Origin of the sequence: Methyloversatilis discipulorum (assembly GCF_018780585.1) — a bacterium.
In the GTDB taxonomy this organism is placed as follows: Bacteria; Pseudomonadota; Gammaproteobacteria; order Burkholderiales; family Rhodocyclaceae; genus Methyloversatilis; species Methyloversatilis discipulorum_B.
Genome location: NZ_JADMJL010000033.1, coordinates 1 through 18,084, shown reverse-complemented (window position 1 = coordinate 18,084; position 18,084 = coordinate 1). Strand labels below are relative to the sequence as shown.

The 18,084-nt window shown below is 64.3% G+C and carries 21 protein-coding genes; 15 read left to right on the top strand and 6 right to left on the bottom strand.

The window, feature by feature from the left end:
- Window positions 1-15 precede the first annotated feature (15 nt).
- Both IV112_RS14440 and IV112_RS14435 read right to left on the bottom strand, forming a co-directional pair.
- Window positions 16-1,290 (bottom strand): HlyC/CorC family transporter, encoded by a 1,275-nt coding sequence (locus tag IV112_RS14440; RefSeq protein ID WP_304004373.1) that lies wholly within the window; start codon window positions 1,288-1,290, stop codon window positions 16-18.
- 3 nt (window positions 1,291-1,293) lie between these two features.
- Window positions 1,294-2,100, bottom strand: a complete 807-nt coding sequence (locus IV112_RS14435; protein ID WP_019916422.1) for a cytochrome C assembly family protein — start codon at window positions 2,098-2,100, stop codon at window positions 1,294-1,296.
- 37 nt (window positions 2,101-2,137) lie between these two features.
- On the opposite strand from IV112_RS14435, the gene ffh reads away from it, so the two are divergent.
- The gene (gene ffh / locus IV112_RS14430) at window positions 2,138-3,493 is read left to right on the top strand and encodes a signal recognition particle protein (RefSeq protein ID WP_304004371.1); all 1,356 of its coding nucleotides are present in this window, start codon (window positions 2,138-2,140) and stop codon (window positions 3,491-3,493) included.
- 15 nt (window positions 3,494-3,508) lie between these two features.
- A complete protein-coding gene (locus IV112_RS14425) occupies window positions 3,509-4,132 on the top strand; it encodes a response regulator transcription factor (RefSeq protein WP_304004369.1) in 624 nt (207 codons plus the stop codon).
- On the opposite strand, the gene IV112_RS14420 is transcribed toward IV112_RS14425, so the two are convergent.
- Both IV112_RS14420 and IV112_RS14415 read right to left on the bottom strand, forming a co-directional pair.
- Window positions 4,133-4,744, bottom strand: coding sequence for a lytic transglycosylase domain-containing protein (locus IV112_RS14420; protein WP_304004367.1), 612 nt, complete (start codon window positions 4,742-4,744; stop codon window positions 4,133-4,135). It abuts the gene before it with no gap.
- Window positions 4,745-4,746: 2 nt separating this feature from the next.
- On the bottom strand, window positions 4,747-6,468 hold the full coding sequence (locus IV112_RS14415; RefSeq protein ID WP_304004365.1) for a proline--tRNA ligase: 1,722 nt from the start codon (window positions 6,466-6,468) through the stop codon (window positions 4,747-4,749).
- A gap of 146 nt (window positions 6,469-6,614) precedes the next feature.
- On the opposite strand from IV112_RS14415, the gene IV112_RS14410 reads away from it, so the two are divergent.
- From IV112_RS14410 to coq7, 6 genes are all read left to right on the top strand, one after another.
- Window positions 6,615-7,193 carry an RNA pyrophosphohydrolase gene (locus IV112_RS14410; protein WP_304004363.1) on the top strand — a complete coding sequence of 193 codons (579 nt, stop codon included), beginning with the start codon at window positions 6,615-6,617 and terminating at the stop codon, window positions 7,191-7,193.
- Window positions 7,194-7,335: 142 nt separating this feature from the next.
- Window positions 7,336-7,755 (top strand): rubrerythrin family protein, encoded by a 420-nt coding sequence (locus IV112_RS14405; RefSeq protein ID WP_019916429.1) that lies wholly within the window; start codon window positions 7,336-7,338, stop codon window positions 7,753-7,755.
- Between the two features lie 95 nt (window positions 7,756-7,850).
- Window positions 7,851-9,194 (top strand): heterodisulfide reductase-related iron-sulfur binding cluster, encoded by a 1,344-nt coding sequence (locus IV112_RS14400; RefSeq protein ID WP_304004361.1) that lies wholly within the window; start codon window positions 7,851-7,853, stop codon window positions 9,192-9,194.
- A gap of 10 nt (window positions 9,195-9,204) precedes the next feature.
- Entirely contained in the window at window positions 9,205-9,792 is a 588-nt protein-coding gene (locus IV112_RS14395) for a DUF3501 family protein (RefSeq protein ID WP_304004443.1), read from the top strand.
- Window position 9,793: 1 nt separating this feature from the next.
- Entirely contained in the window at window positions 9,794-10,366 is a 573-nt protein-coding gene (locus IV112_RS14390) for a CNP1-like family protein (RefSeq protein ID WP_304004359.1), read from the top strand.
- Window positions 10,367-10,393: 27 nt separating this feature from the next.
- The gene (gene coq7, locus IV112_RS14385; RefSeq protein ID WP_304004357.1) at window positions 10,394-11,014 is read left to right on the top strand and encodes a 2-polyprenyl-3-methyl-6-methoxy-1,4-benzoquinone monooxygenase; all 621 of its coding nucleotides are present in this window, start codon (window positions 10,394-10,396) and stop codon (window positions 11,012-11,014) included.
- An 11-nt stretch (window positions 11,015-11,025) separates the two neighbouring features.
- Here coq7 and IV112_RS14380 read toward each other — a convergent pair whose 3' ends face one another.
- Window positions 11,026-11,448: an OsmC family protein gene (locus IV112_RS14380; RefSeq protein WP_304004356.1), complete on the bottom strand. Its 423-nt coding sequence runs from the start codon at window positions 11,446-11,448 to the stop codon at window positions 11,026-11,028.
- A 477-nt stretch (window positions 11,449-11,925) separates the two neighbouring features.
- On the opposite strand from IV112_RS14380, the gene rplM reads away from it, so the two are divergent.
- From rplM to erpA, 6 genes are all read left to right on the top strand, one after another.
- Window positions 11,926-12,354 carry a 50S ribosomal protein L13 gene (gene rplM, locus IV112_RS14375; protein WP_020166122.1) on the top strand — a complete coding sequence of 143 codons (429 nt, stop codon included), beginning with the start codon at window positions 11,926-11,928 and terminating at the stop codon, window positions 12,352-12,354.
- Between the two features lie 13 nt (window positions 12,355-12,367).
- The gene (gene rpsI / locus IV112_RS14370; RefSeq protein WP_019916439.1) at window positions 12,368-12,766 is read left to right on the top strand and encodes a 30S ribosomal protein S9; all 399 of its coding nucleotides are present in this window, start codon (window positions 12,368-12,370) and stop codon (window positions 12,764-12,766) included.
- A 124-nt stretch (window positions 12,767-12,890) separates the two neighbouring features.
- Window positions 12,891-13,922: an N-acetyl-gamma-glutamyl-phosphate reductase gene (argC, locus tag IV112_RS14365; RefSeq protein WP_304004355.1), complete on the top strand. Its 1,032-nt coding sequence runs from the start codon at window positions 12,891-12,893 to the stop codon at window positions 13,920-13,922.
- Window positions 13,889-14,656 carry a DUF6776 family protein gene (locus IV112_RS14360; protein ID WP_304004354.1) on the top strand — a complete coding sequence of 256 codons (768 nt, stop codon included), beginning with the start codon at window positions 13,889-13,891 and terminating at the stop codon, window positions 14,654-14,656. The genes argC and IV112_RS14360 overlap by 34 nt, the downstream gene beginning before the upstream one ends.
- A gap of 23 nt (window positions 14,657-14,679) precedes the next feature.
- Window positions 14,680-15,081 carry a bactofilin family protein gene (locus IV112_RS14355; RefSeq protein ID WP_304004352.1) on the top strand — a complete coding sequence of 134 codons (402 nt, stop codon included), beginning with the start codon at window positions 14,680-14,682 and terminating at the stop codon, window positions 15,079-15,081.
- 33 nt (window positions 15,082-15,114) lie between these two features.
- Window positions 15,115-15,465: an iron-sulfur cluster insertion protein ErpA gene (gene erpA, locus IV112_RS14350; protein ID WP_019916445.1), complete on the top strand. Its 351-nt coding sequence runs from the start codon at window positions 15,115-15,117 to the stop codon at window positions 15,463-15,465.
- Between the two features lie 12 nt (window positions 15,466-15,477).
- On the opposite strand, the gene IV112_RS14345 is transcribed toward erpA, so the two are convergent.
- The gene (locus IV112_RS14345; protein WP_304004349.1) at window positions 15,478-16,566 is read right to left on the bottom strand and encodes an anhydro-N-acetylmuramic acid kinase; all 1,089 of its coding nucleotides are present in this window, start codon (window positions 16,564-16,566) and stop codon (window positions 15,478-15,480) included.
- A gap of 105 nt (window positions 16,567-16,671) precedes the next feature.
- Here IV112_RS14345 and tyrS point away from each other — a divergent pair, with 105 nt between their 5' ends.
- Complete coding sequence (tyrS, locus tag IV112_RS14340; protein ID WP_304004347.1) at window positions 16,672-17,871, top strand: tyrosine--tRNA ligase; 1,200 nt, start codon at window positions 16,672-16,674, stop codon at window positions 17,869-17,871.
- Window positions 17,872-18,084 lie beyond the last annotated feature (213 nt).

Genomic DNA, 18,084 nt, shown 5'->3' with positions numbered 1-18,084 from the left:
ATCTTGAGTGCCGGCTCAGGCTGCGTCCTGTGGTTTGAACAGACGCACGCTGCGCACCATGCGGTCCTCGGTGTGCAGGATTTCCATCGCGACAGTGCCGATCCGCACCGACAGACCGGATTCCGGAATGTCCTGCAGGTGTTCGAGCAGCAGGCCGTTCAAGGTCTTGGGCCCGTCCAGTGGCAGGGTCAGCCCGAGTTTGCCGTTCAGCTCGCGCAGACTGCGTCCGCCGTCGACGATGACGCTGTTGTCGCCGTTCCAGCTCAGCGACTGTCCGCTGCCGGGTACGCCGGTGGTGAACTTGCCAACGATTTCTTCGATGATGTCTTCCAGCGTGACCAGCCCTTCGACCTCGCCGTACTCGTTCACGACCAGCGCCAGGCGCTGCCTGTTCTCCTGGAAGAACTGCAGCTGGCTGTATAGCGGTGTCGCCGACGGCACGAAGTAGGGCCGGGTCAGCAGGCCGCGGATTTCGTCCTGATCCAGTTCGCCGGCCGACAGCGCGCTGACGACACGCCGCTGCGGCAGCACGCCGAGCACGCGGTCGAGGTCGCCTTCGAACACCGGCACGCGGCCGTGATGACTGGTTGCGATCTGGTGCTGGATCACGTCCAGCGGCTGCTCCAGATCAATTGCCTCGATCTGGTTGCGCGGCGTCATGACGTCCTCGACCGTCACGTCCTCCAGTTCGAACAGATTGATCAGGATGCGCCGGTGGGCGGCCGGGATAAAGTGACCGGATTCCGTCATCAGCGCGCGCAGTTCCTCCGCCGAAAGGGTCTGCCCCTCGTCCGTGTTGCCCGGCTGCAGCCGCGTGATGCGCAGCAGCGCCGACACGAACAGGTTCACCGTCCACACCACCGGATAGAACACCTTGAGCAGCGGCGTCAGCACGAAGGCCACCACCGGCGCGATCGCGTTCGCGTAGCCTGCGCCCACGACTTTCGGCGTAATTTCCGAGAACACGAGGATCATAAAGGTGATCAGCAGCGTGCCCAGTCCCAGCGCCAGTTCGCCCTCGCCGAACAGGTCGATCGCGATGACGCCGGTCAGCGTCGCGGCGGCGGCATTGACCAGGTTGTTGAACAGCAGGATGACGCCGAGCAGCTTGTCCGTTTGTCCCAGCAGGTCGAGAGCGCGCTGCGCGCCGCGCGAGCCGTTCTGGGCAGCCGCCTTCAGGCGGAAGCGGTTGGAGGCCATCATCGCCGTCTCGGCCATCGAGAAGAAGCCGGACAGCACGAGCAGCACACCCAGCACGATCAGCTGGGTGGAAAGTGGGATCGAATCCATCGGTCAGGCGCGGCCGAGCACGACCTCGAGCACGAATTGCGTACCTATATAGGCGAGCAGCAGGACGAAGAAGCCGCCGAGCGTCCATCGCAGCGCCAGCCGTCCGCGCCAGCCGCGGAAGTGCCGTCCGACCAGCAGCGTGCCGAAAACCACCCATGCAAGGATGGCGAACACCGTCTTGTGGCTGAAGGCGAGCGGCTTGCCAAACACCTGCTCGGAGAAGGCAATGCCGGTAATGAGCGTGGCGCTCAGCAGCACGAACGCGATCGTGATCAGGCGGAACAGCAGGCCTTCCATCACCAGCAGCGGCGGCATGTTCTCCAGCAGACGGATCAGGCGACCGCGGTGCAGATTGCGCTCGACCGCCGACATCAGCATCGCGTGCAGTGCCGCCAGCGTGAAAAGGCTGTAAGCCGTCATCGCCATCACGAAGTGGGCGCGGAACAGCAGGTTGTCGGCGTTGCCGATGTCGTGCCGGCCGGGCCAGATGACCGGCACCGCGGCGCACAGGGCTGCGGCCGGGAGGGCCAGCATGTGCAGACCGTCGAGTCGCGACGACAGGCTTTCTATCCAGTAGAACACCAGCGCCAGCCAGGTCATCACCGCCAGCGCGTCACCGGCACCGAAGCGCATGCGCCCCTCCGGGAAGATCTGCACCGACAGCACCGCGGCGTGCACCAGCAGCGCCGCGGCCAGCGCTGCCGGGCGCACGCCACCGGCCGCGGTGTGTGCGCCTGCCCGCGCCGGGCGCATGAACCAGAAGGCGAGCGCGGCGTAGAGGGCGGAAGGAAGCAGTTCGATTAGAATCATTGGCTTCAGTTTAACCCAAGGCGCACGCCGCTCTTTCATGCTGGATAACCTCACCCAACGGCTCGCCAAGGTCGTCAAGACGCTGCGCGGACAGGCGCGACTGACCGACGAGAATATTTCGGACATGCTGCGCGAAGTGCGCATGGCACTGCTCGAGGCGGATGTCGCGCTGCCGGTGGTCAAGGAACTGGTCTCCCGCATCCGCGAGAAGGCGGTCGGTCAGGAGGTCGCCGGCTCGCTGACGCCGGGCCAGGCCTTGGTCGGCGTGGTGCACGACGAACTGGCGGCGCTGATGGGCGGCGCCACCGCCAGCCTCAACTTTGCGACGCAGCCGCCGGCCATCGTGCTGATGGCCGGCCTGCAGGGCGCCGGCAAGACCACCACGGTCGGCAAGCTGGCCAAGTGGTTGAAGGAAACGCAGAAGAAGAAGGTGCTGACGGTGTCGTGCGACGTCTATCGTCCGGCCGCCATCGAACAGCTGCGTACCGTCACCGGGCAGGCCGGCGCCGAGTTCTTCCCGTCTACACCGGACCAGAAGCCGGTCGACATCGCCCGCGCCGCTGTCGACTTCGCGAAGACGCGCTATTTCGACGTGCTGCTGGTCGATACCGCCGGCCGGCTGGCGATCGATCAGGCAATGATGGACGAGATCCGCGCGCTGCATCAGGCGCTCAACCCGATCGAAACGCTGTTCGTCGTCGATGCGATGCTGGGTCAGGACGCGGTCAATACCGCCAAGGCGTTCAAGGACGCTCTGCCGCTGACCGGCGTCGTGCTGACCAAGCTCGACGGCGATGCGCGCGGTGGCGCTGCGCTGTCGGTGCGCCACGTCACCGGCGCGCCGCTGAAGTTCGCCGGCGTCGGCGAAAAGCTGACCGGCCTGGAGGAATTCCATCCGCAGCGCATGGCGTCGCGCATTCTCGGCATGGGCGACATCATGGGCCTGGTCGAGGAAGCGCGTCGCCAGGTCGACGAGGACCAGGCCAAGGAATTCGCGCAGAAGCTGAAGAGCGGCAAGGGCTTCGATCTGAACGACTTCAAGGCGCAGATCGCGCAGATGCGCAAGATGGGCGGGCTGTCGGCACTGATGGACAAGCTGCCGGCGCAGTTCGCCGGTGCCGCGCAGCAGTTGCAGGGCGGGCAGGACGAAAAGGCCATCCGCCGCATCGAAGGCATCATCAACTCGATGACGCCGGCCGAGCGCACCAAGCCCGAACTGATCAAGGCCAACCGCAAGCGTCGTATCGCGGCGGGTTCCGGTACCTCGGTGCAGGAGGTGAACCGCCTGCTGAACCAGTTCGAGCAGACGCAGAAGATGATGAAGCAGTTCTCCAAGGGCGGCATGCAGAAGCTGATGCGCGGCATGAAGGGCATGCTGCCCGGCATGCGCTGAGCCGCTGGCGATCCGATGGCGCGTCCGCTGGTCTGCGTGGTCGATGACGACGCTGCGATGCGACGGGCGCTGTGTCAGGCGCTGACCGGGATCGATGCGGACGTGCAGGGATTCTCCGGTGCCGGCGTGCTGCTGCAGGACCGCGAGGCGCTGGGGCGTGCCGCCTGCGTGCTGCTGAATGCGTCGCTGCGCGGCATCAGCGGGCTCGACCTGCAGTCCAGCCTGCGCGTGGTCGGCAATCACGCGCCGGTGATCTTCGTGTCCGGCCCTTGCGACGTGACCGTTGCGGTGCGTGCCTTGCGTGCCGGTGCACTCGATTTCATGCTGATGCCGATCGAAGCAGCGGTGCTGCGCGTGCGGGTCGCCGAGGCGCTGGTCCGGGCGGCCTCGGCGGACGCGCGGCGTCAGCGCGTGCAGCAGGTCGCCGACGCCCTGGCGAATCTCACCGCACGTGAGCGCGAGGTGCTCGATCGCGTCGTGCGCGGGCTGCCGAACACAGGCATCGCCGCCGAACTGGGCATCAGTGCGAAGACGGTGGAGCAGCACCGCGCCCGCGTGATGGACAAGATGCGCGCCGCGTCGCTGGCCGAACTGGTCGCGCGTGTGACCGAATGGCGGGTGCTGTCGGAGTCGGCCTGATCAGGGATTGCTGGCAGAGGTCATGGCTGGCCATGACCAGTGGCGCTCCCACGCGCCGCGCACCATGTTCGGATATTCCGCCTTGCCCAGGCTGCCGTTGTAGCGACCGAGCGCGCGGAAGAGGTTGCCCTTCTCGATGTCGAGGTAGTGACGGAGGATGGTGCAGCCGAAGCGCAGATTGGTGCGCAGATGGAAAAGGTTGCTCTCTTCGCTGCCGATCAGCTTCACCCAGAACGGCATCACCTGCATGTAGCCGCGCGCCCCTGCGCTGGAGACTGCGTACTTGCGAAAGCCGCTCTCGACCTGGATCAGGCCGAGCACCAGCTGCGGGTCCAGGCCGGCGCGCGTGGCTTCGTAATGCACCGTCTTCAGGAATTCCATGCGCCCGGCCTCGTCCGGCATGCGCTTGGCGAGGCGTTCCGACATTGTGCCGAGCCACAACTGCTTCTGTGGCGATGAGAACGCCGGCAGGTCGGGGGCAGCGCGGTCGCTGATGGCCAGATGCAGCGCCGCGCGCACGCTGTCCGCCAGCGGCTCGTACTGCTGCGACGCGCGGGCGCCGCCGGCCGTCAGGGCCAGCGTCAGCACGAGGGTCGCAGCCAGCCGCTTCATCGTCAGACCGGCTCGCCGATCAGTGCGCGCACGGCGTCGGGCGCCACCTTCTGCGCCGCGGCGTCGCGCCGGTTCTGGTACTCGATCACGCCTTCCTTCAGGCCGCGCTCGCCGACCGTGATCCGGTGCGGGACGCCGATCAGTTCCCAGTCGGCGAACATGACGCCGGGGCGCTCGTCGCGGTCGTCGAGGATGACGTCAAAGCCGGCTTCGCTGAGTTCGTCGTACAGCTGTGTGGCGGTGGCGCGCACCTGCTCCGACTTGCTCCAGCCGACCGGGCAGATGACCACTTCGAACGGCGCGATGGACTGCGGCCAGATGATGCCGCGCTCGTCGTGGTTCTGCTCGATGGCGGCGCCGACCAGACGGGTCACGCCGATGCCGTAGCAGCCCATGACCATGATGCGCGGTTTGCCGGTTTCGTCGAGATAGGTGCAGTTCATCGCTTCCGAATATTTGGTGCCGAGGAAGAACACATGTCCGACCTCGATGCCGCGCTGTATCGACAGCCGACCCTTGCCGTCGGGTGACGGATCACCTTCGACCACGTTGCGCAGATCGGCGACGGCCTCGGGTTCGGGCAGGTCGCGCCCCCAGTTCACACCGGTCAGGTGGGCATCCGCCTCGTTCGCGCCGGTGACGAAATCGCTCATGTTGGCCACCGTGAGGTCAGCGACCACGTGCACCGGCTTCTTCAGTCCGACCGGACCCAGATAGCCCGGCTTGCAGCCGAAATGCTCGACGATCTCGGCTTCGGTGGCGAAGCGGAAGCCGTCCTTCAGGCCGGCCAGCTTCGACGCCTTCACCTCGTTCAGTTCGTGATCGCCGCGCAGCATCAGCAGCCACAGTTCGGTCTTGCCTTCCTTATCGGTCGCCAGCACGACGGACTTGACCGTGCGTTCGATCGGCAGGCCGAGCAGGGCGGCGACGTCCTCGCAGCGCACGGTGCCCGGTGTGGGGGCTTTTTCCAGCGCCTGCGCCGGCGCAGCGCGGTCGGCGATCAGCGCCGTCGCCTGCGCCAGTTCGATGTTGGCGGCGTAGTCGGAATCCGGGCACCAGGCGATCAGGTCTTCGCCGGTGTCGGCGATCACCTGGAACTCGTGACTGCGCGAGCCGCCGATGGCGCCGGTGTCGGCGGCGACAGCGCGGAATTCGAGACCCAGGCGGCGGAAGATGCGCATGTAGGCGTCGAACATGATGTCGTAGCTGCGGCCGGCGGCGTCCTCGTCACGGTCGAAGGAATAGGCGTCCTTCATCGTGAACTCGCGGCCGCGCATCACGCCGAAGCGCGGCCGGCGCTCGTCGCGGAACTTGGTCTGGATGTGATAGAAATTCTTCGGCAACTGGCGCCAGCTATGGATTTCGGCGCGAGCGATGTCGGTCACCACCTCTTCCGACGTCGGCTGGATGATGAAGTCGCGGTCGTGGCGATCCTTCACGCGCAGCATTTCCGGGCCCATCTTGTCCCAGCGGCCTGTTTCCTGCCACAGCTCGGCCGGCTGGATCAGCGGCATCAGCAGTTCGATGGCGCCGGCGCGGTTCATCTCGTCGCGGATGATGGCCTCGATCTTGCGGATCACCCGCAGCCCCATCGGCATGTAGTTGTAGATGCCGCCGGCGAGCTTGCGGATCATGCCGGCGCGCGTCATGAGCTTGTGCGACACGACCTCGGCGTCCGAGGGGGCTTCCTTGAGCGTGGAGATGAAGAATTTGCTGGCGTACATGGAGGGTGTGGAATCCGCTGCGGATCAGGCAATAAACCTCCGATTCTAGCCGTTTCGCGCGGATCGGCCCGCGCCGGGTCGTTTGCTTCAATTCGGCGGCGAAATGTGGAAGAATCCACGGAAAATCTTACACAGCAGGTTCAACCATGCTCGACCGGGAAGGGTACCGCCCGAACGTCGGCATCATTCTGATCAACGGGCGCAACGAGGTCTTCTGGGGCAAGCGCATAGGCGAGCACGCCTGGCAGTTTCCCCAGGGGGGCATCAACCACGGCGAATCGCCGGAGCAGGCGATGTATCGCGAGCTCTGGGAAGAGCTGGGGTTGCGTCCGCAGCATGTGCGCATCGTCGGCCGCACGCGCGACTGGCTGCGCTACGACGTGCCGCGCAACTGGGTGCGGCGCGAATGGCGCAGCGCCTATCGCGGCCAGAAGCAGATCTGGTATCTGCTGCGCATGGTCGGTCGCGACTGCGACGTCTGCCTGCGCGCCACCGACCACCCTGAATTCGATGCCTGGCGCTGGAGCGACTACTGGATTCCGCTCGACTCGGTGATCGAGTTCAAGCGCCAGGTCTACCAGCAGGCGCTCACCGAACTCGCGCGCCTGGCTTTTCGCTCGCCGCGTCCGCGTGGTGCGATGCGGCAGCCCGACGGCGGCGACGCCAGCGAACACGCGCTTCCGGGCCCTGGTGCGCTGCAGGATCCTCTGCACTCGTCTTCCTGACCGCATGCCTCGATCGACCCGCCGCCCTTGAAGCGGCGGAATGCCTGCTTATACTGGGTCTAAGTCGCGCCCTTTCTTCGCCTGTTGCCAGCGCGGCCCTGCCCTCCGGGGCATCCCTCACCCATTGTTGAAGGAGGCGTCCATGCAACTCAAGGGTTCGAAGACCGAGGACAATCTGAAGTGCGCGTTTGCCGGAGAGTCGCAGGCGAATCGCCGCTATCTGTACTTTGCGGCCAAGGCCGATGTCGAGGGACAGAACGACGTCGCCGCCGTCTTTCGTTCCACGGCCGAGGGCGAAACGGGTCACGCACACGGGCACCTGGAATATCTCGAAGCCTGTGGCGATCCCGCGACCGGTCTCCCGATCGGCGGTACGCGTGACAACCTGAAGGCGTCGATAGCCGGCGAGACGCACGAGTACACCGACATGTATCCGGGCATGGCCAAGACCGCTCGCGACGAGGGGTTTGAGGAAATTGCCGACTGGTTCGAGACGCTGGCCAAGGCCGAGCGCTCGCACGCAAACCGTTTCCAGAAGGCGCTCGACGGGCTGCTCGACTGAGTGCGCGCCGGCCCCCGGGGCCGGCACCGCTCCGCTACGGTGGGCGCAGGACTTGCCTGCGTCCGCCGCCCCGTGCGTCGACCGGAGGATGTGCGATGACCGTTCGCGAAGGCAGTCTGGAGCCACCGAAGCGCCACCCGATAGACTGGAAGAGCGCCGCCTACTATGACGAGGCGGCGCTGATGCAGGAACTCGAACGCACGTACGACATCTGCCACGGCTGCCGCCGGTGCGTGAATCTGTGTACCGCCTTCCCCAAGCTGTTCGACCTGATCGACGAGGGCGACAGCGGCGAAGTGGATGCGATCCCGAAGCACCGGTACTGGGAGGTGGTGGACCAGTGCTATCTGTGCGACATGTGCTTCATGACCAAGTGTCCGTACGTGCCGCCGCATCAGTGGAATCTCGATTTCCCGCACTTGATGCTGCGAGCCAAGGCGATCAAGTTCAGGAAGGGCGAGACGCGGTTTCGCGACCGTCTGCTCACCAGTACCGATGCCATCGGCAAGCTCGCCGCGATTCCGGTGGTGGCGCAGACGGTCAACGCGGTGAACGGCAATGGTGCTGCGCGTTCGCTGATGCAGCGCGCGCTCGGCGTACACAAGGATCGCCAGCTGCCGCCTTACGCGCCGCGTCGCTTCCGCGGCATTGCTGAGCCGGCCGACGGTTTCGCCGTGCGAGACGGACAGCGCACGCCCGGAAAGGTGGCGGTGTTCTCGACCTGCTACGTGAACTACAACGAACCGGGTATCGGCGTCGATCTGCTCAAGCTGCTGGCCCACAACGAGATTCCAGCCGTCCTCGTCGAGAAGGAGGCCTGCTGTGGCATGCCCAAGCTCGAACTGGGCGACCTGGAGCAGGTGGCAAAACTGAAGGAGATCAACATTCCGCCGCTGGCGCGCCTGTCGCGCGAGGGGTGGGCCATCCTGACGCCGGTGCCGTCGTGCACGCTCATGTTCAAGCAGGAACTGCCGCTGATGTTTCCCGACGACGCCGATGTGCGCGCGGTGGCCGATGCGATGTTCGATCCGTTCGAGTACTTCGTGCTGCGGCATAAGGACGGCTTGCTGAAGAACGATTTCAGACGCGAACTCGGTCGCGTGTCCTATCACATCCCCTGCCACTCGCGCGTGCAGAACGTCGGCCAGAAGACGCGCGAGATGCTGCAACGGGTGCCTGGCACGCAGGTCAGCACGGTCGAGCGCTGCGCAGGCCACGACGGCACCTGGGGCGTGAAAGAGGAGTTCTTCGATCTGTCGATGAAGATCGGCAGGCCGGTGTTCCGGCAGATGCAGGGCAGCGACCCTGACTTCGTCAGTTCGGACTGCCCGATCGCCGGCCGTCACATCATGCAGGGCATCGCCGACGGTCAGGGCGGCACGCGCGCGCAGAAGGCGCATCCGCTGACCTTGTTGCGCATTGCCTATGGACTGGACTGAGGAGAGGGGTATGCCGGCAATCGCACGCGACAGTCTGATGAGCCTCGAGCAGTATGCGCGAGAGCGCCCGCAGTTCCGTGCCCGTGTGATCGCGCACAAGCGTGAGCGCACACTGCATCTTGGCGAACACGTGACACTGGTGTTCGAGGACGAACTGACCGTCCGCTATCAGGTGCAGGAAATGCTGCGGATCGAACGCACTTTCGAGGAAGCGGGCATTCTCGACGAACTGGGCGCTTACAATCCCCTCATCCCAGACGGCAGCAACTTCAAGGCCACGATGTTGATCGAATACCCGGACGAGCAGCAGCGAAAGCAGAACCTCGCCCGTCTGATCGGCGTCGAGGACACGGTGTGGCTGCAGGTCGATGGATGCCCTCCGGTATCCGCGATTGCCGACGAGGATCTTGAGCGCGAGAACGCGGTCAAGACCTCTGCCGTGCATTTTCTGCGCTTTGAACTGACTGCCGAAATGAAACGAGCGCTCATCGAGGGCGCGGCCCTGTCGGTCGGTGTCGACCATCCGCATTACAGTGCGGGCGTGACGCCTGTGCCGGCGGCGCTGCGAACCTCGCTGTGCGCTGACCTGGTGAACTGAAATGCCGTTTTTCCCCGTTGGCCGGTTGCTGTCCGGCCTGATCCTTCTGGCGGGTGCTTCCGCCGTCCATGCGCAAATCACCGACTGGCAGAAGCCGGAGCCCTTCCGCGGCGAAACCGTCGATCCGGCGGCCAAGGTGACCGAGGACGATTACGAGGTCCCTCCGCTGTCCGAAAAGGTCGAGTGGCAGGAGTTCTATCTGAATGCCTCGACGCGTAACCGCTACTACATTGCGCGTGAACCGCTGACCGTCGGCAAGGATGGCGCCATCCGCTACATTTCCCGCGTTGTCGCGCCGAGCGGGACCGAGAACATCGCAGCCGAGGCGCTGCGCTGCGGCACGGGCGAGCGCAGGATGTACGCAAACCTGCGTTCGAACCGGGAGTGGGCGCCGACGCGGGGCAGCCGCTGGATCCCGATCGGCGGTGGAAACCGCCTGAACTCCTACCCCTTCATGCTGTATTCGGATTACATGTGCGCGGATGGGTTCGCGCTGCAGCCGAAGAAGGTGCTCGAAGCGCTGGCCAACAGTTTCAATGCACGTACCGGCACGCCGCTCACCGGCTATCGTTGAACACTCCGACTTTCATCGAAGGCATCCATGCTCGACCGCCTGATTACCGAACTTGATCGCGCCCTGCGCACACTGGCTGCGCCGGCGCGTACCGGACGGCCGCTGCCCGGCGGTGATCTGCCCGAGGCCGAACTCGACGAAACGCAGCGCAGTCATGTCGGCGCGCTGATGCGTATCAACCACGTCGGTGAGATCTGCGCCCAGGCCCTCTACCAGGGGCAGGCCCTGACCTGCCGCGAGCCCGCCGTGCGCGACGCCCTGCGCCGTGCGGCGGTCGAGGAAACCGAGCACCTGAGCTGGACAGCTTCGCGCATGGCCGAACTGGGCAGCCGCCCCAGTCTGCTGAACCCGCTGTGGTACGGCGGCGCGCTGATGATGGGTGTTGCGGCCGGGTTGGTCGGCGACAAGTGGAATCTGGGCTTCCTTGCCGAAACCGAGAAGCAGGTCGAAGCTCATCTGCAGGGACACCTCGACCGCCTGCCGCCGGCCGATCAGAAATCCTGGCGGATACTTGAACAGATGCGCCAGGACGAACGTGAGCATGCACACACGGCCGAGCGGCTCGGTGCTGCGCAACTTCCGGCGCCCGTCCGACTCGCGATGCGGGCCGCCTCCCGGGTGATGACCGGCGTCGCCTATTACGTCTGAGCGCGAGGGCGTCAGGCGCCGGTTTCGACGATCTCCCACGTGTGTTCCATCTTCGCGGTCTTGCCGATCATGATGGACGCCGAGCAGTACTTCTCGGCCGAGAGGTGGATCGCACGCTCGACCACCTCGGGTTTCAGGCTGCGACCACTGATCTTGAAATGAAAGCCGATGCGGGTGAATACCTTGGGGTCTTCGCTCGCGCGATCCGCCTTCAGCGTGACCTCGCAACCCGTGACCTGCTGCCGGCTCTTCTTCAGGATGAGCATGACGTCGAATGCGGTGCAGCCGCCCGTGCCCGCCAGCAGCAGTTCCATCGGGCGCGCCGCCAGATTGCGGCCGCCTGCTTCGGGTGCGCCGTCCATATTGATCATGTGTCCCGAGCCGGTCTCGGCCAGGAAGCTCATGTTGTCTACCCACTTCACCACACAGTCCATTACGCACTCCCTTCAGTGATGCGCGATTGTAATCAGGTGTCGGCCGGCGCGCGGTTCATGGGTATTGGTGCGCTGCGGTAGTCGATCCGCGCGCGGCGGTGTGTCGTCCGGTGTTTGTGACGCGGGTTCGGGGCGCGGACCGCCGCCGCTTTTCTTATCCACATGATTTGAATGGTTGTTTGTGCGGGGTGCGCTGGCGGGTGATGCGGAATCTAAAGGCGCACTGCCTTTGTGCGATGCAAAAAATTCTTGCCTTTGCGTTGAGCGTGATCAATAATCAAGACAGGTTTCGCGGACGTCGTTCAATGCGATGTCTGCCGCAGGTGTCTCCTCCACCCTCCTCCTTTGGTGTGGATTCAGCGCGACTCCCAGGAGTCGCGCTTTTTTTGTTGTCTATCAGGGATTGACACGCTCGAACTCGCGAGTTAAATTCGCGGGCTTTTGGGCGATCTCGCCCAGAATCACAGGACGTTCGAGATGAAAACCTTTTCAGCCAAGCCGCATGAAGTCGTGCGCGACTGGTACGTTGTCGATGCCTCTGACAAGGTACTCGGGCGCCTCGCCAGTGAGATCGCACGCCGTCTGCGCGGCAAGCACAAGCCTGTCTTCACCCCGCACGTGGACACCGGTGACTACATCGTCGTCGTGAATGTCGAGAAGCTGCGTGTGACCGGTGACAAGGCGCAGGACAAGAAGTACTACCGCCATTCGGGTTACCCGGGCGGTATTTACGAAACCAATTTCACCAAGCTGCAGCAGCGCTTCCCGGCGCGCGTGCTTGAGAAGGCCGTCAAGGGCATGCTGCCCAAGGGTCCGCTCGGTTACGCGATGATCAAGAAGCTGAAGTGCTACGCCGGCGCCGAGCATCCGCACGCCGCGCAGCAGCCCAAGGCTCTGGACATCTGAGGACGGAACGGTCATGGCATTCAAAGTTGATTATTACTATGGCACCGGCCGTCGCAAGACCGCAGTTGCCCGCGTGTTCCTGCGTCCGGGCAAGGGCGCCTTCGTCGTCAATGACAAGCCGGTGGACGAGTTCTTCTCGCGCGAAACCGGCCGCATGGTCGTCCGCCAGCCGCTCGAGCTGACCGAACACGTCAGCACCTTCGACATCCTCGTGAATGTCACCGGTGGTGGTGAATCGGGTCAGGCCGGCGCAGTGCGTCACGGCATCACCCGCGCGCTGATCGATTACGACGCGACGCTGAAGCCGGCGCTGAGCAAGGCTGGTTTCGTTACCCGCGATGCCCGAGAAGTCGAGCGCAAGAAGGTCGGCTTCCACAAGGCACGTCGTCGCAAGCAGTTCTCGAAGCGCTGATACACCGCGCTCCGGCGAACGGGAAAAGCCGCCTTCGGGCGGCTTTTTTCATTTCTGGCATCATTCCGCTTTTTCCGCGATCGATCCGGATGGGTCGGCGCGGGTCGGCGCAGGAGGGATCGAAGTGGGTATCAAGGCGGGTATCGTTGGCGGAACCGGCTACACCGGGGTCGAATTGCTGCGTCTGTTGGCGCGCCACCCCGAGGTCGAGTTGTCGGCCATCACTTCGCGCGGCGATGCGGGGCGCCCGGTAGCGGACATGTTTCCCAGTCTGCGCGGCCATGTCGATCTCGCTTTTTCCGACCCGGCCCAAGCTGGACTAGAGAACTGCGACGTCGTCTTCTTTGCCACGCCGAACGGCATCGCGATGCAGCAGGTGCCGGCGCTGCTCGACGCCGGGGTGAAAGTGGTCGATCTGGCCGCCGATTTCCGGTTGAAGGACGAAGCGGCGTGGGAAAAGTGGTACGGCATGCCGCATGCCTGCCCTGACGTGCTGAAGACCGCGATCTACGGCCTGCCGGAAGTCAATCGTGAGCAGGTGCGCTCGGCGCGGCTGGTGGCCAATCCCGGCTGCTATCCGACCGCGGTGCAACTCGGCTTCATCCCGCTGATCGAGGCGGGCGTCATCGACCGCGCGACGCTGATCGCCGATGCGAAGTCGGGTGTGTCCGGTGCGGGGCGCAAGGCCGAGGTGCACACTTTGTTCGCGGAGGCTGGAGACAACTTCAAGGCTTACGGTGTCGGTGGACATCGGCATCTGCCCGAAATACGCCAGGGACTGGCCGCCGTGGCCGGCGCCGATGTAGGTCTGACGTTCGTACCTCACCTGACACCCTTGATCCGTGGCATCCATGCGACGCTCTACGCGCGACTGACCAAGGATTGCGACCTGCAGGCCCTGTTCGAGAACCGTTATCGTGGTGAGCGCTTCGTGGATGTACTGCCCGCCGGCAGCCATCCGGAGACGCGTTCGGTGCGTGCGTCGAACACCTGCCGGATCGCGGTTCATCGCCCGCAGGGCGGGGACACGGTCGTGGTCTTGTCGGTCATCGACAATCTGGTCAAGGGGGCTGCCGGGCAGGCGGTACAGAACATGAATCTGATGTTCGGATTCGACGAGTCGTGTGGGCTAGAACTCGTTCCGGTCTTGCCCTGAGGGCGCGCCGCTGGCGCTTTCGCCACGGTATCGCCGCGCGGCAGGTGGCGATCCGTTCGCACGCGCCCTGGTGGCTCAAGCTTCTCGTCGCGGCCGGCGTGATGGCGCTCGCGCTGGCGGCTGCCCGCGGAATCTACGACGCGGGGCGAGGCTGGGTCGGGCTGGACGTCGATGACATGCAAGCCGAGGTCGTTTCGTTGCGTGAACGTCTGTCCGTCGTGGATGCCGAGCTTGCAAGCATGAGACAGCAGGCGGACTCGGCACACAGCAGCCTGCAGATCGAACGTACGGCACAGGAACAACTGGCCGCCCGGATACGTTCGCTGGAGAGCGAGAATGCGCGCTTGCGGGAAGACGCTCTGATTTTCGAAAGCCTAGCCGGGGCGGGTTCCAGCGGTATCGAGCAGGGTTTCAAGATCAACCGGCTGGTGCTGGAGCCGGACGGAGAGGCCGGGCGGTACCGCTATCGCATGCTCATCGTCCGCCAGGGAGGGAAGGCCGACGCCGATACGAAGGGCTCTTACCAGATCGTGGCGTCGATTGACCGTGCCGGTCAGGGTGCTACCATCACTTTCCCGCCGGATTCGGGTGCCGAGAACAGTCGGCTGACTTTCCGGCATTTCCAGCGTGTCGACGGCGTGCTTACCGTGCCGAAGGAGGCGAGGTTGCTCTCCATCGAGGCTCGCTTCCTGCAGGATGGACAAATCAGGGCAAGAGCGACCGCATCCTTGTGACGGTTGCCGGAATCGGAGGGGACATGTTCGGCAAGAAGCCTGAGAAACCCAGCAAGCGCATCGACAGCCTGATCGGTGCAGGCACGCGCGTGAATGGCGACATCCATTTCCGCGGTGGCCTGCGTGTCGATGGCGAGGTGATCGGCAACGTACGTGCCGATGACAACGCGCCGAGTACGTTGGTGCTGAGCGAGCATGCGCGTATCGAGGGTGCGGTCACCGTCACGCATGCGATGATCAACGGGGCCGTGCAAGGTCCGATCGTGTCGACCGAGTTTCTGGAACTGCAACCGCAGGCACGAATTTCCGGTGACGTGGTCTACAACCGTCTGGAGGTGCACCTTGGCGCCATCGTCAAGGGGCAGCTCGAACATCAGGAGACTGCGCCGCGCGCGGTCGAATTGAAGCTGGCCAGCGGAAGCTGATGCCGGCGAAGCGTCAACCAGGAGTCGATACTCATGAATGCAGTGACTGAAATGCCCCTTCCGCTGGTCTTCTCCGAAAGCGCAGCCAACAAGGTGAAGGAACTGATCCTCGAAGAGGGCAACCCGGATCTGAAGCTGCGTGTTTTCGTTTCCGGTGGCGGCTGTTCCGGCTTCCAGTACGGTTTTACTTTTGACGAAGTGACCAACGAGGACGACACCGCGCTCGAGAAGAATGGCGTGACGCTGCTGATCGACCCGATGAGCTACCAGTATCTGGTCGGCGCAGAGATCGACTACAGCGAAGGCCTCGAGGGTGCGCAGTTCGTGATCAAGAACCCGAACGCGACCTCGACCTGCGGCTGCGGATCGTCGTTCTCGGTCTGATCGACCGCTCGCTCAGGCGGGCCAGACGGCGCCGAGCACGCGCATGCCGCGTGCCCCGGTCACCGCTGGCAGGTTGCCTGGCTCGCGGTTAAGCGTCCGCTGCGCGAGCCAGGCGAATGCCAGTGCTTCCACCTGCTCGGGCGGTACGCCCTCAGCGGCTGTGCTCATTACCGGGCATCCGATGTGCAGGGCCAGTCGCTGCAACAGGTGATGGTTGAACGCGCCCCCGCCGCACACCGCGACATCGTCCGGGCAAAAAACCGCGGTTCTCAGTGCGTCGGCTACCGATTGCGCGGTCAGTTCCGCCAGCGTGGCCTGGACGTCCTCGTCTCGGATCTGCTCCGGCAGCAGTTCGAGTAGCCACTCCAGATTGAATTGCTCGCGCCCGCAGCTTTTCGGGGGCGGCGCCGCGAAGAAGGGGTGTGCAAGCAGTCTCTCAAGCAGCGCAGCGTCGACCTTGCCGCCCGCTGCCCAGGCGCCGTCCCTATCGTAGTCAAGGCCGCGACGATGCGCGATCCAGGCGTCCATCAGCACGTTCGCAGGACCGCAGTCGAAGCCCCGCACGGGGCGGGTGGATTCCAGTAGCGTCAGATTCGCCATTCCGCCCAGGTTCAGTACTGCGCGCGCCCTGTCCTTTGACCCAAACAGGCTCGCGTGAAATGCGGGGACGAGAGGGGCTCCCTGTCCGCCGGCCGCCAGGTCACGCGCGCGGAAATCGGACACAACGCAGATGCCTGTCTCCTCGGCCAGGATGGCCGGCGCATTCAGCTGAACGGTATAGCCGTGGGCCGGCATGTGGCGGATAGTCTGTCCGTGACAGCCTATGGCCTTGATTGAAGCTGTCGCAGTGCCGGTCTGGTTCAGCAGTGCGTGGACCAGCTGTGCATAGAGGCGCGCCAATTCGATCGCCGCGACCTGTGAGCGGTGTATTTCGTCGTCGCCGCTTGAGCAGAGCGTCTGCAGTTCCGCCCGCAAGGTGGTTGGAAAGGCCAGATGCGCATGTCCCTCCACCTGTGGCCGCGGGAAAGCCAGGTCCGCAAGCACCGCATCCACCCCGTCCAGACTGGTGCCGGACATCAGCCCGATGTACAGCGTGCTCATCGGATCATCCTTCTGTCCGCCGACCCGCTTGCGCTAACATCGAGCGCTTTGTCGGTCGTCGCGTGGCACCTGCCTGCGCGAGGCGCATGTATTCGGGGTTCGGTCATGGTTGAAGTGGAACAAGCGTTGGCGTTGATCAAGCGGGGGGTAGAAGAACTGCTCCCTGAAGCGGATCTGGTCGAGAAACTGAAGTCGGGGCGACCGCTTCGCATCAAGGCGGGGTTCGATCCTACCGCACCGGACCTGCACCTCGGCCACACCGTGTTGCTGAACAAGCTGAAGCACTTTCAGGATCTCGGCCACCAGATCCTGTTCCTGATCGGCGACTTTACCGGCGCGATCGGCGATCCGTCGGGCAAGAACGTGACCCGGCCGCCGCTGTCGCCGGAGCAGGTGCTGCAGAACGCGGAAACTTATCGCGAACAGGTCGGCAAGATCCTCGACCCGTCGCGCCTGGAGGTCGTATTCAACTCGACCTGGATGAACCAGCTCGGGGCCGACGGGATGATCCGCCTGGCATCGCGACACACGGTCGCCCGCATGCTCGAGCGCGACGATTTCGCCAAGCGCTACGCCGGCAATCAGCCGATCGCCATCCACGAATTCCTCTACCCCCTGTGTCAGGGCTACGACTCCGTTGCGCTGAAGGCCGACGTCGAGCTCGGCGGTACGGATCAGCGCTTCAATCTGCTCATGGGGCGCGAACTGCAGAAGCAGTACGGCCAGGCGCAACAGGTTGTGCTGATGATGCCGCTGCTGGAGGGACTGGATGGCGTCAACAAGATGTCGAAGTCACTGGGCAACTACATCGGCGTGTCCGAGCCGCCGAACGAAATTTTCGGCAAGGTCATGTCGGTGTCGGACGAACTGATGTGGCGTTACTACGAGCTGCTGTCCTTCCGCGGACTCGACGAGATCGCGGGCCTGCGTGCAGAAGTGTCCGCGGGGCGCAATCCGCGAGACGTGAAAGTGATGCTGGCGCAGGAACTCGTCGGCCGTTTTCACGGCGCGGCGGCTGCGGCAGCCGCGCTGGTCGACTTCGAATCGCGTTTCCGTCAGGGCGGCATCCCGGACGACATTGAGGAGGTGGTGCTCGACAGTGCGGGTGCAGGTATCGGTATTGCACAGGCGTTGAAGGCGGCCGGGCTCACCGCCACCACCTCGGAGGCCTTGCGCATGATCGATCAGGGCGGGGTCCGGCTCGATGGCGACAAGGTTTCCGATCGCGGGCTTGTGCTCGCGGCTGGCACGACGGTCGTGGCGCAGGTGGGCAAGCGAAAATTTTCTCGCCTCGCCGTGCGCTGAGAGGCGCTCGTCGCGGGCTTGATTTTTCGGGATGTTTTTATTCATATGTACTTTCCCGTAGTCGCTTGAAAGAGTCGCGCCAAAAAAACTTCAAAAATCTTTGGCGAAAGTGTTGACCACCTCGAAATTATCCGTAGAATGCGCACCTCTCGTTGCTCAGCAGCGAACGTTCTTTAACAAAACAAACAGCCGATAGGTGTGGGCACGGCGTGG

What these genes read in the sequence shown, in the direction of transcription:
- IV112_RS14440 (WP_304004373.1), bottom strand. Translation starts at nt 1,290, where the DNA reads ATGGATTCGATCCCACTTTCCACCCAGCTGATCGTGCTGGGTGTGCTG.
- IV112_RS14435 (WP_019916422.1), bottom strand. Translation starts at nt 2,100, where the DNA reads ATGATTCTAATCGAACTGCTTCCTTCCGCCCTCTACGCCGCGCTCGCC.
- ffh (WP_304004371.1), top strand. Translation starts at nt 2,138, where the DNA reads ATGCTGGATAACCTCACCCAACGGCTCGCCAAGGTCGTCAAGACGCTG.
- IV112_RS14425 (WP_304004369.1), top strand. Translation starts at nt 3,509, where the DNA reads ATGGCGCGTCCGCTGGTCTGCGTGGTCGATGACGACGCTGCGATGCGA.
- IV112_RS14420 (WP_304004367.1), bottom strand. Translation starts at nt 4,744, where the DNA reads ATGAAGCGGCTGGCTGCGACCCTCGTGCTGACGCTGGCCCTGACGGCC.
- IV112_RS14415 (WP_304004365.1), bottom strand. Translation starts at nt 6,468, where the DNA reads ATGTACGCCAGCAAATTCTTCATCTCCACGCTCAAGGAAGCCCCCTCG.
- IV112_RS14410 (WP_304004363.1), top strand. Translation starts at nt 6,615, where the DNA reads ATGCTCGACCGGGAAGGGTACCGCCCGAACGTCGGCATCATTCTGATC.
- IV112_RS14405 (WP_019916429.1), top strand. Translation starts at nt 7,336, where the DNA reads ATGCAACTCAAGGGTTCGAAGACCGAGGACAATCTGAAGTGCGCGTTT.
- IV112_RS14400 (WP_304004361.1), top strand. Translation starts at nt 7,851, where the DNA reads ATGACCGTTCGCGAAGGCAGTCTGGAGCCACCGAAGCGCCACCCGATA.
- IV112_RS14395 (WP_304004443.1), top strand. Translation starts at nt 9,205, where the DNA reads ATGCCGGCAATCGCACGCGACAGTCTGATGAGCCTCGAGCAGTATGCG.
- IV112_RS14390 (WP_304004359.1), top strand. Translation starts at nt 9,794, where the DNA reads ATGCCGTTTTTCCCCGTTGGCCGGTTGCTGTCCGGCCTGATCCTTCTG.
- coq7 (WP_304004357.1), top strand. Translation starts at nt 10,394, where the DNA reads ATGCTCGACCGCCTGATTACCGAACTTGATCGCGCCCTGCGCACACTG.
- IV112_RS14380 (WP_304004356.1), bottom strand. Translation starts at nt 11,448, where the DNA reads ATGGACTGTGTGGTGAAGTGGGTAGACAACATGAGCTTCCTGGCCGAG.
- rplM (WP_020166122.1), top strand. Translation starts at nt 11,926, where the DNA reads ATGAAAACCTTTTCAGCCAAGCCGCATGAAGTCGTGCGCGACTGGTAC.
- rpsI (WP_019916439.1), top strand. Translation starts at nt 12,368, where the DNA reads ATGGCATTCAAAGTTGATTATTACTATGGCACCGGCCGTCGCAAGACC.
- IV112_RS14355 (WP_304004352.1), top strand. Translation starts at nt 14,680, where the DNA reads ATGTTCGGCAAGAAGCCTGAGAAACCCAGCAAGCGCATCGACAGCCTG.
- erpA (WP_019916445.1), top strand. Translation starts at nt 15,115, where the DNA reads ATGAATGCAGTGACTGAAATGCCCCTTCCGCTGGTCTTCTCCGAAAGC.
- IV112_RS14345 (WP_304004349.1), bottom strand. Translation starts at nt 16,566, where the DNA reads ATGAGCACGCTGTACATCGGGCTGATGTCCGGCACCAGTCTGGACGGG.
- tyrS (WP_304004347.1), top strand. Translation starts at nt 16,672, where the DNA reads ATGGTTGAAGTGGAACAAGCGTTGGCGTTGATCAAGCGGGGGGTAGAA.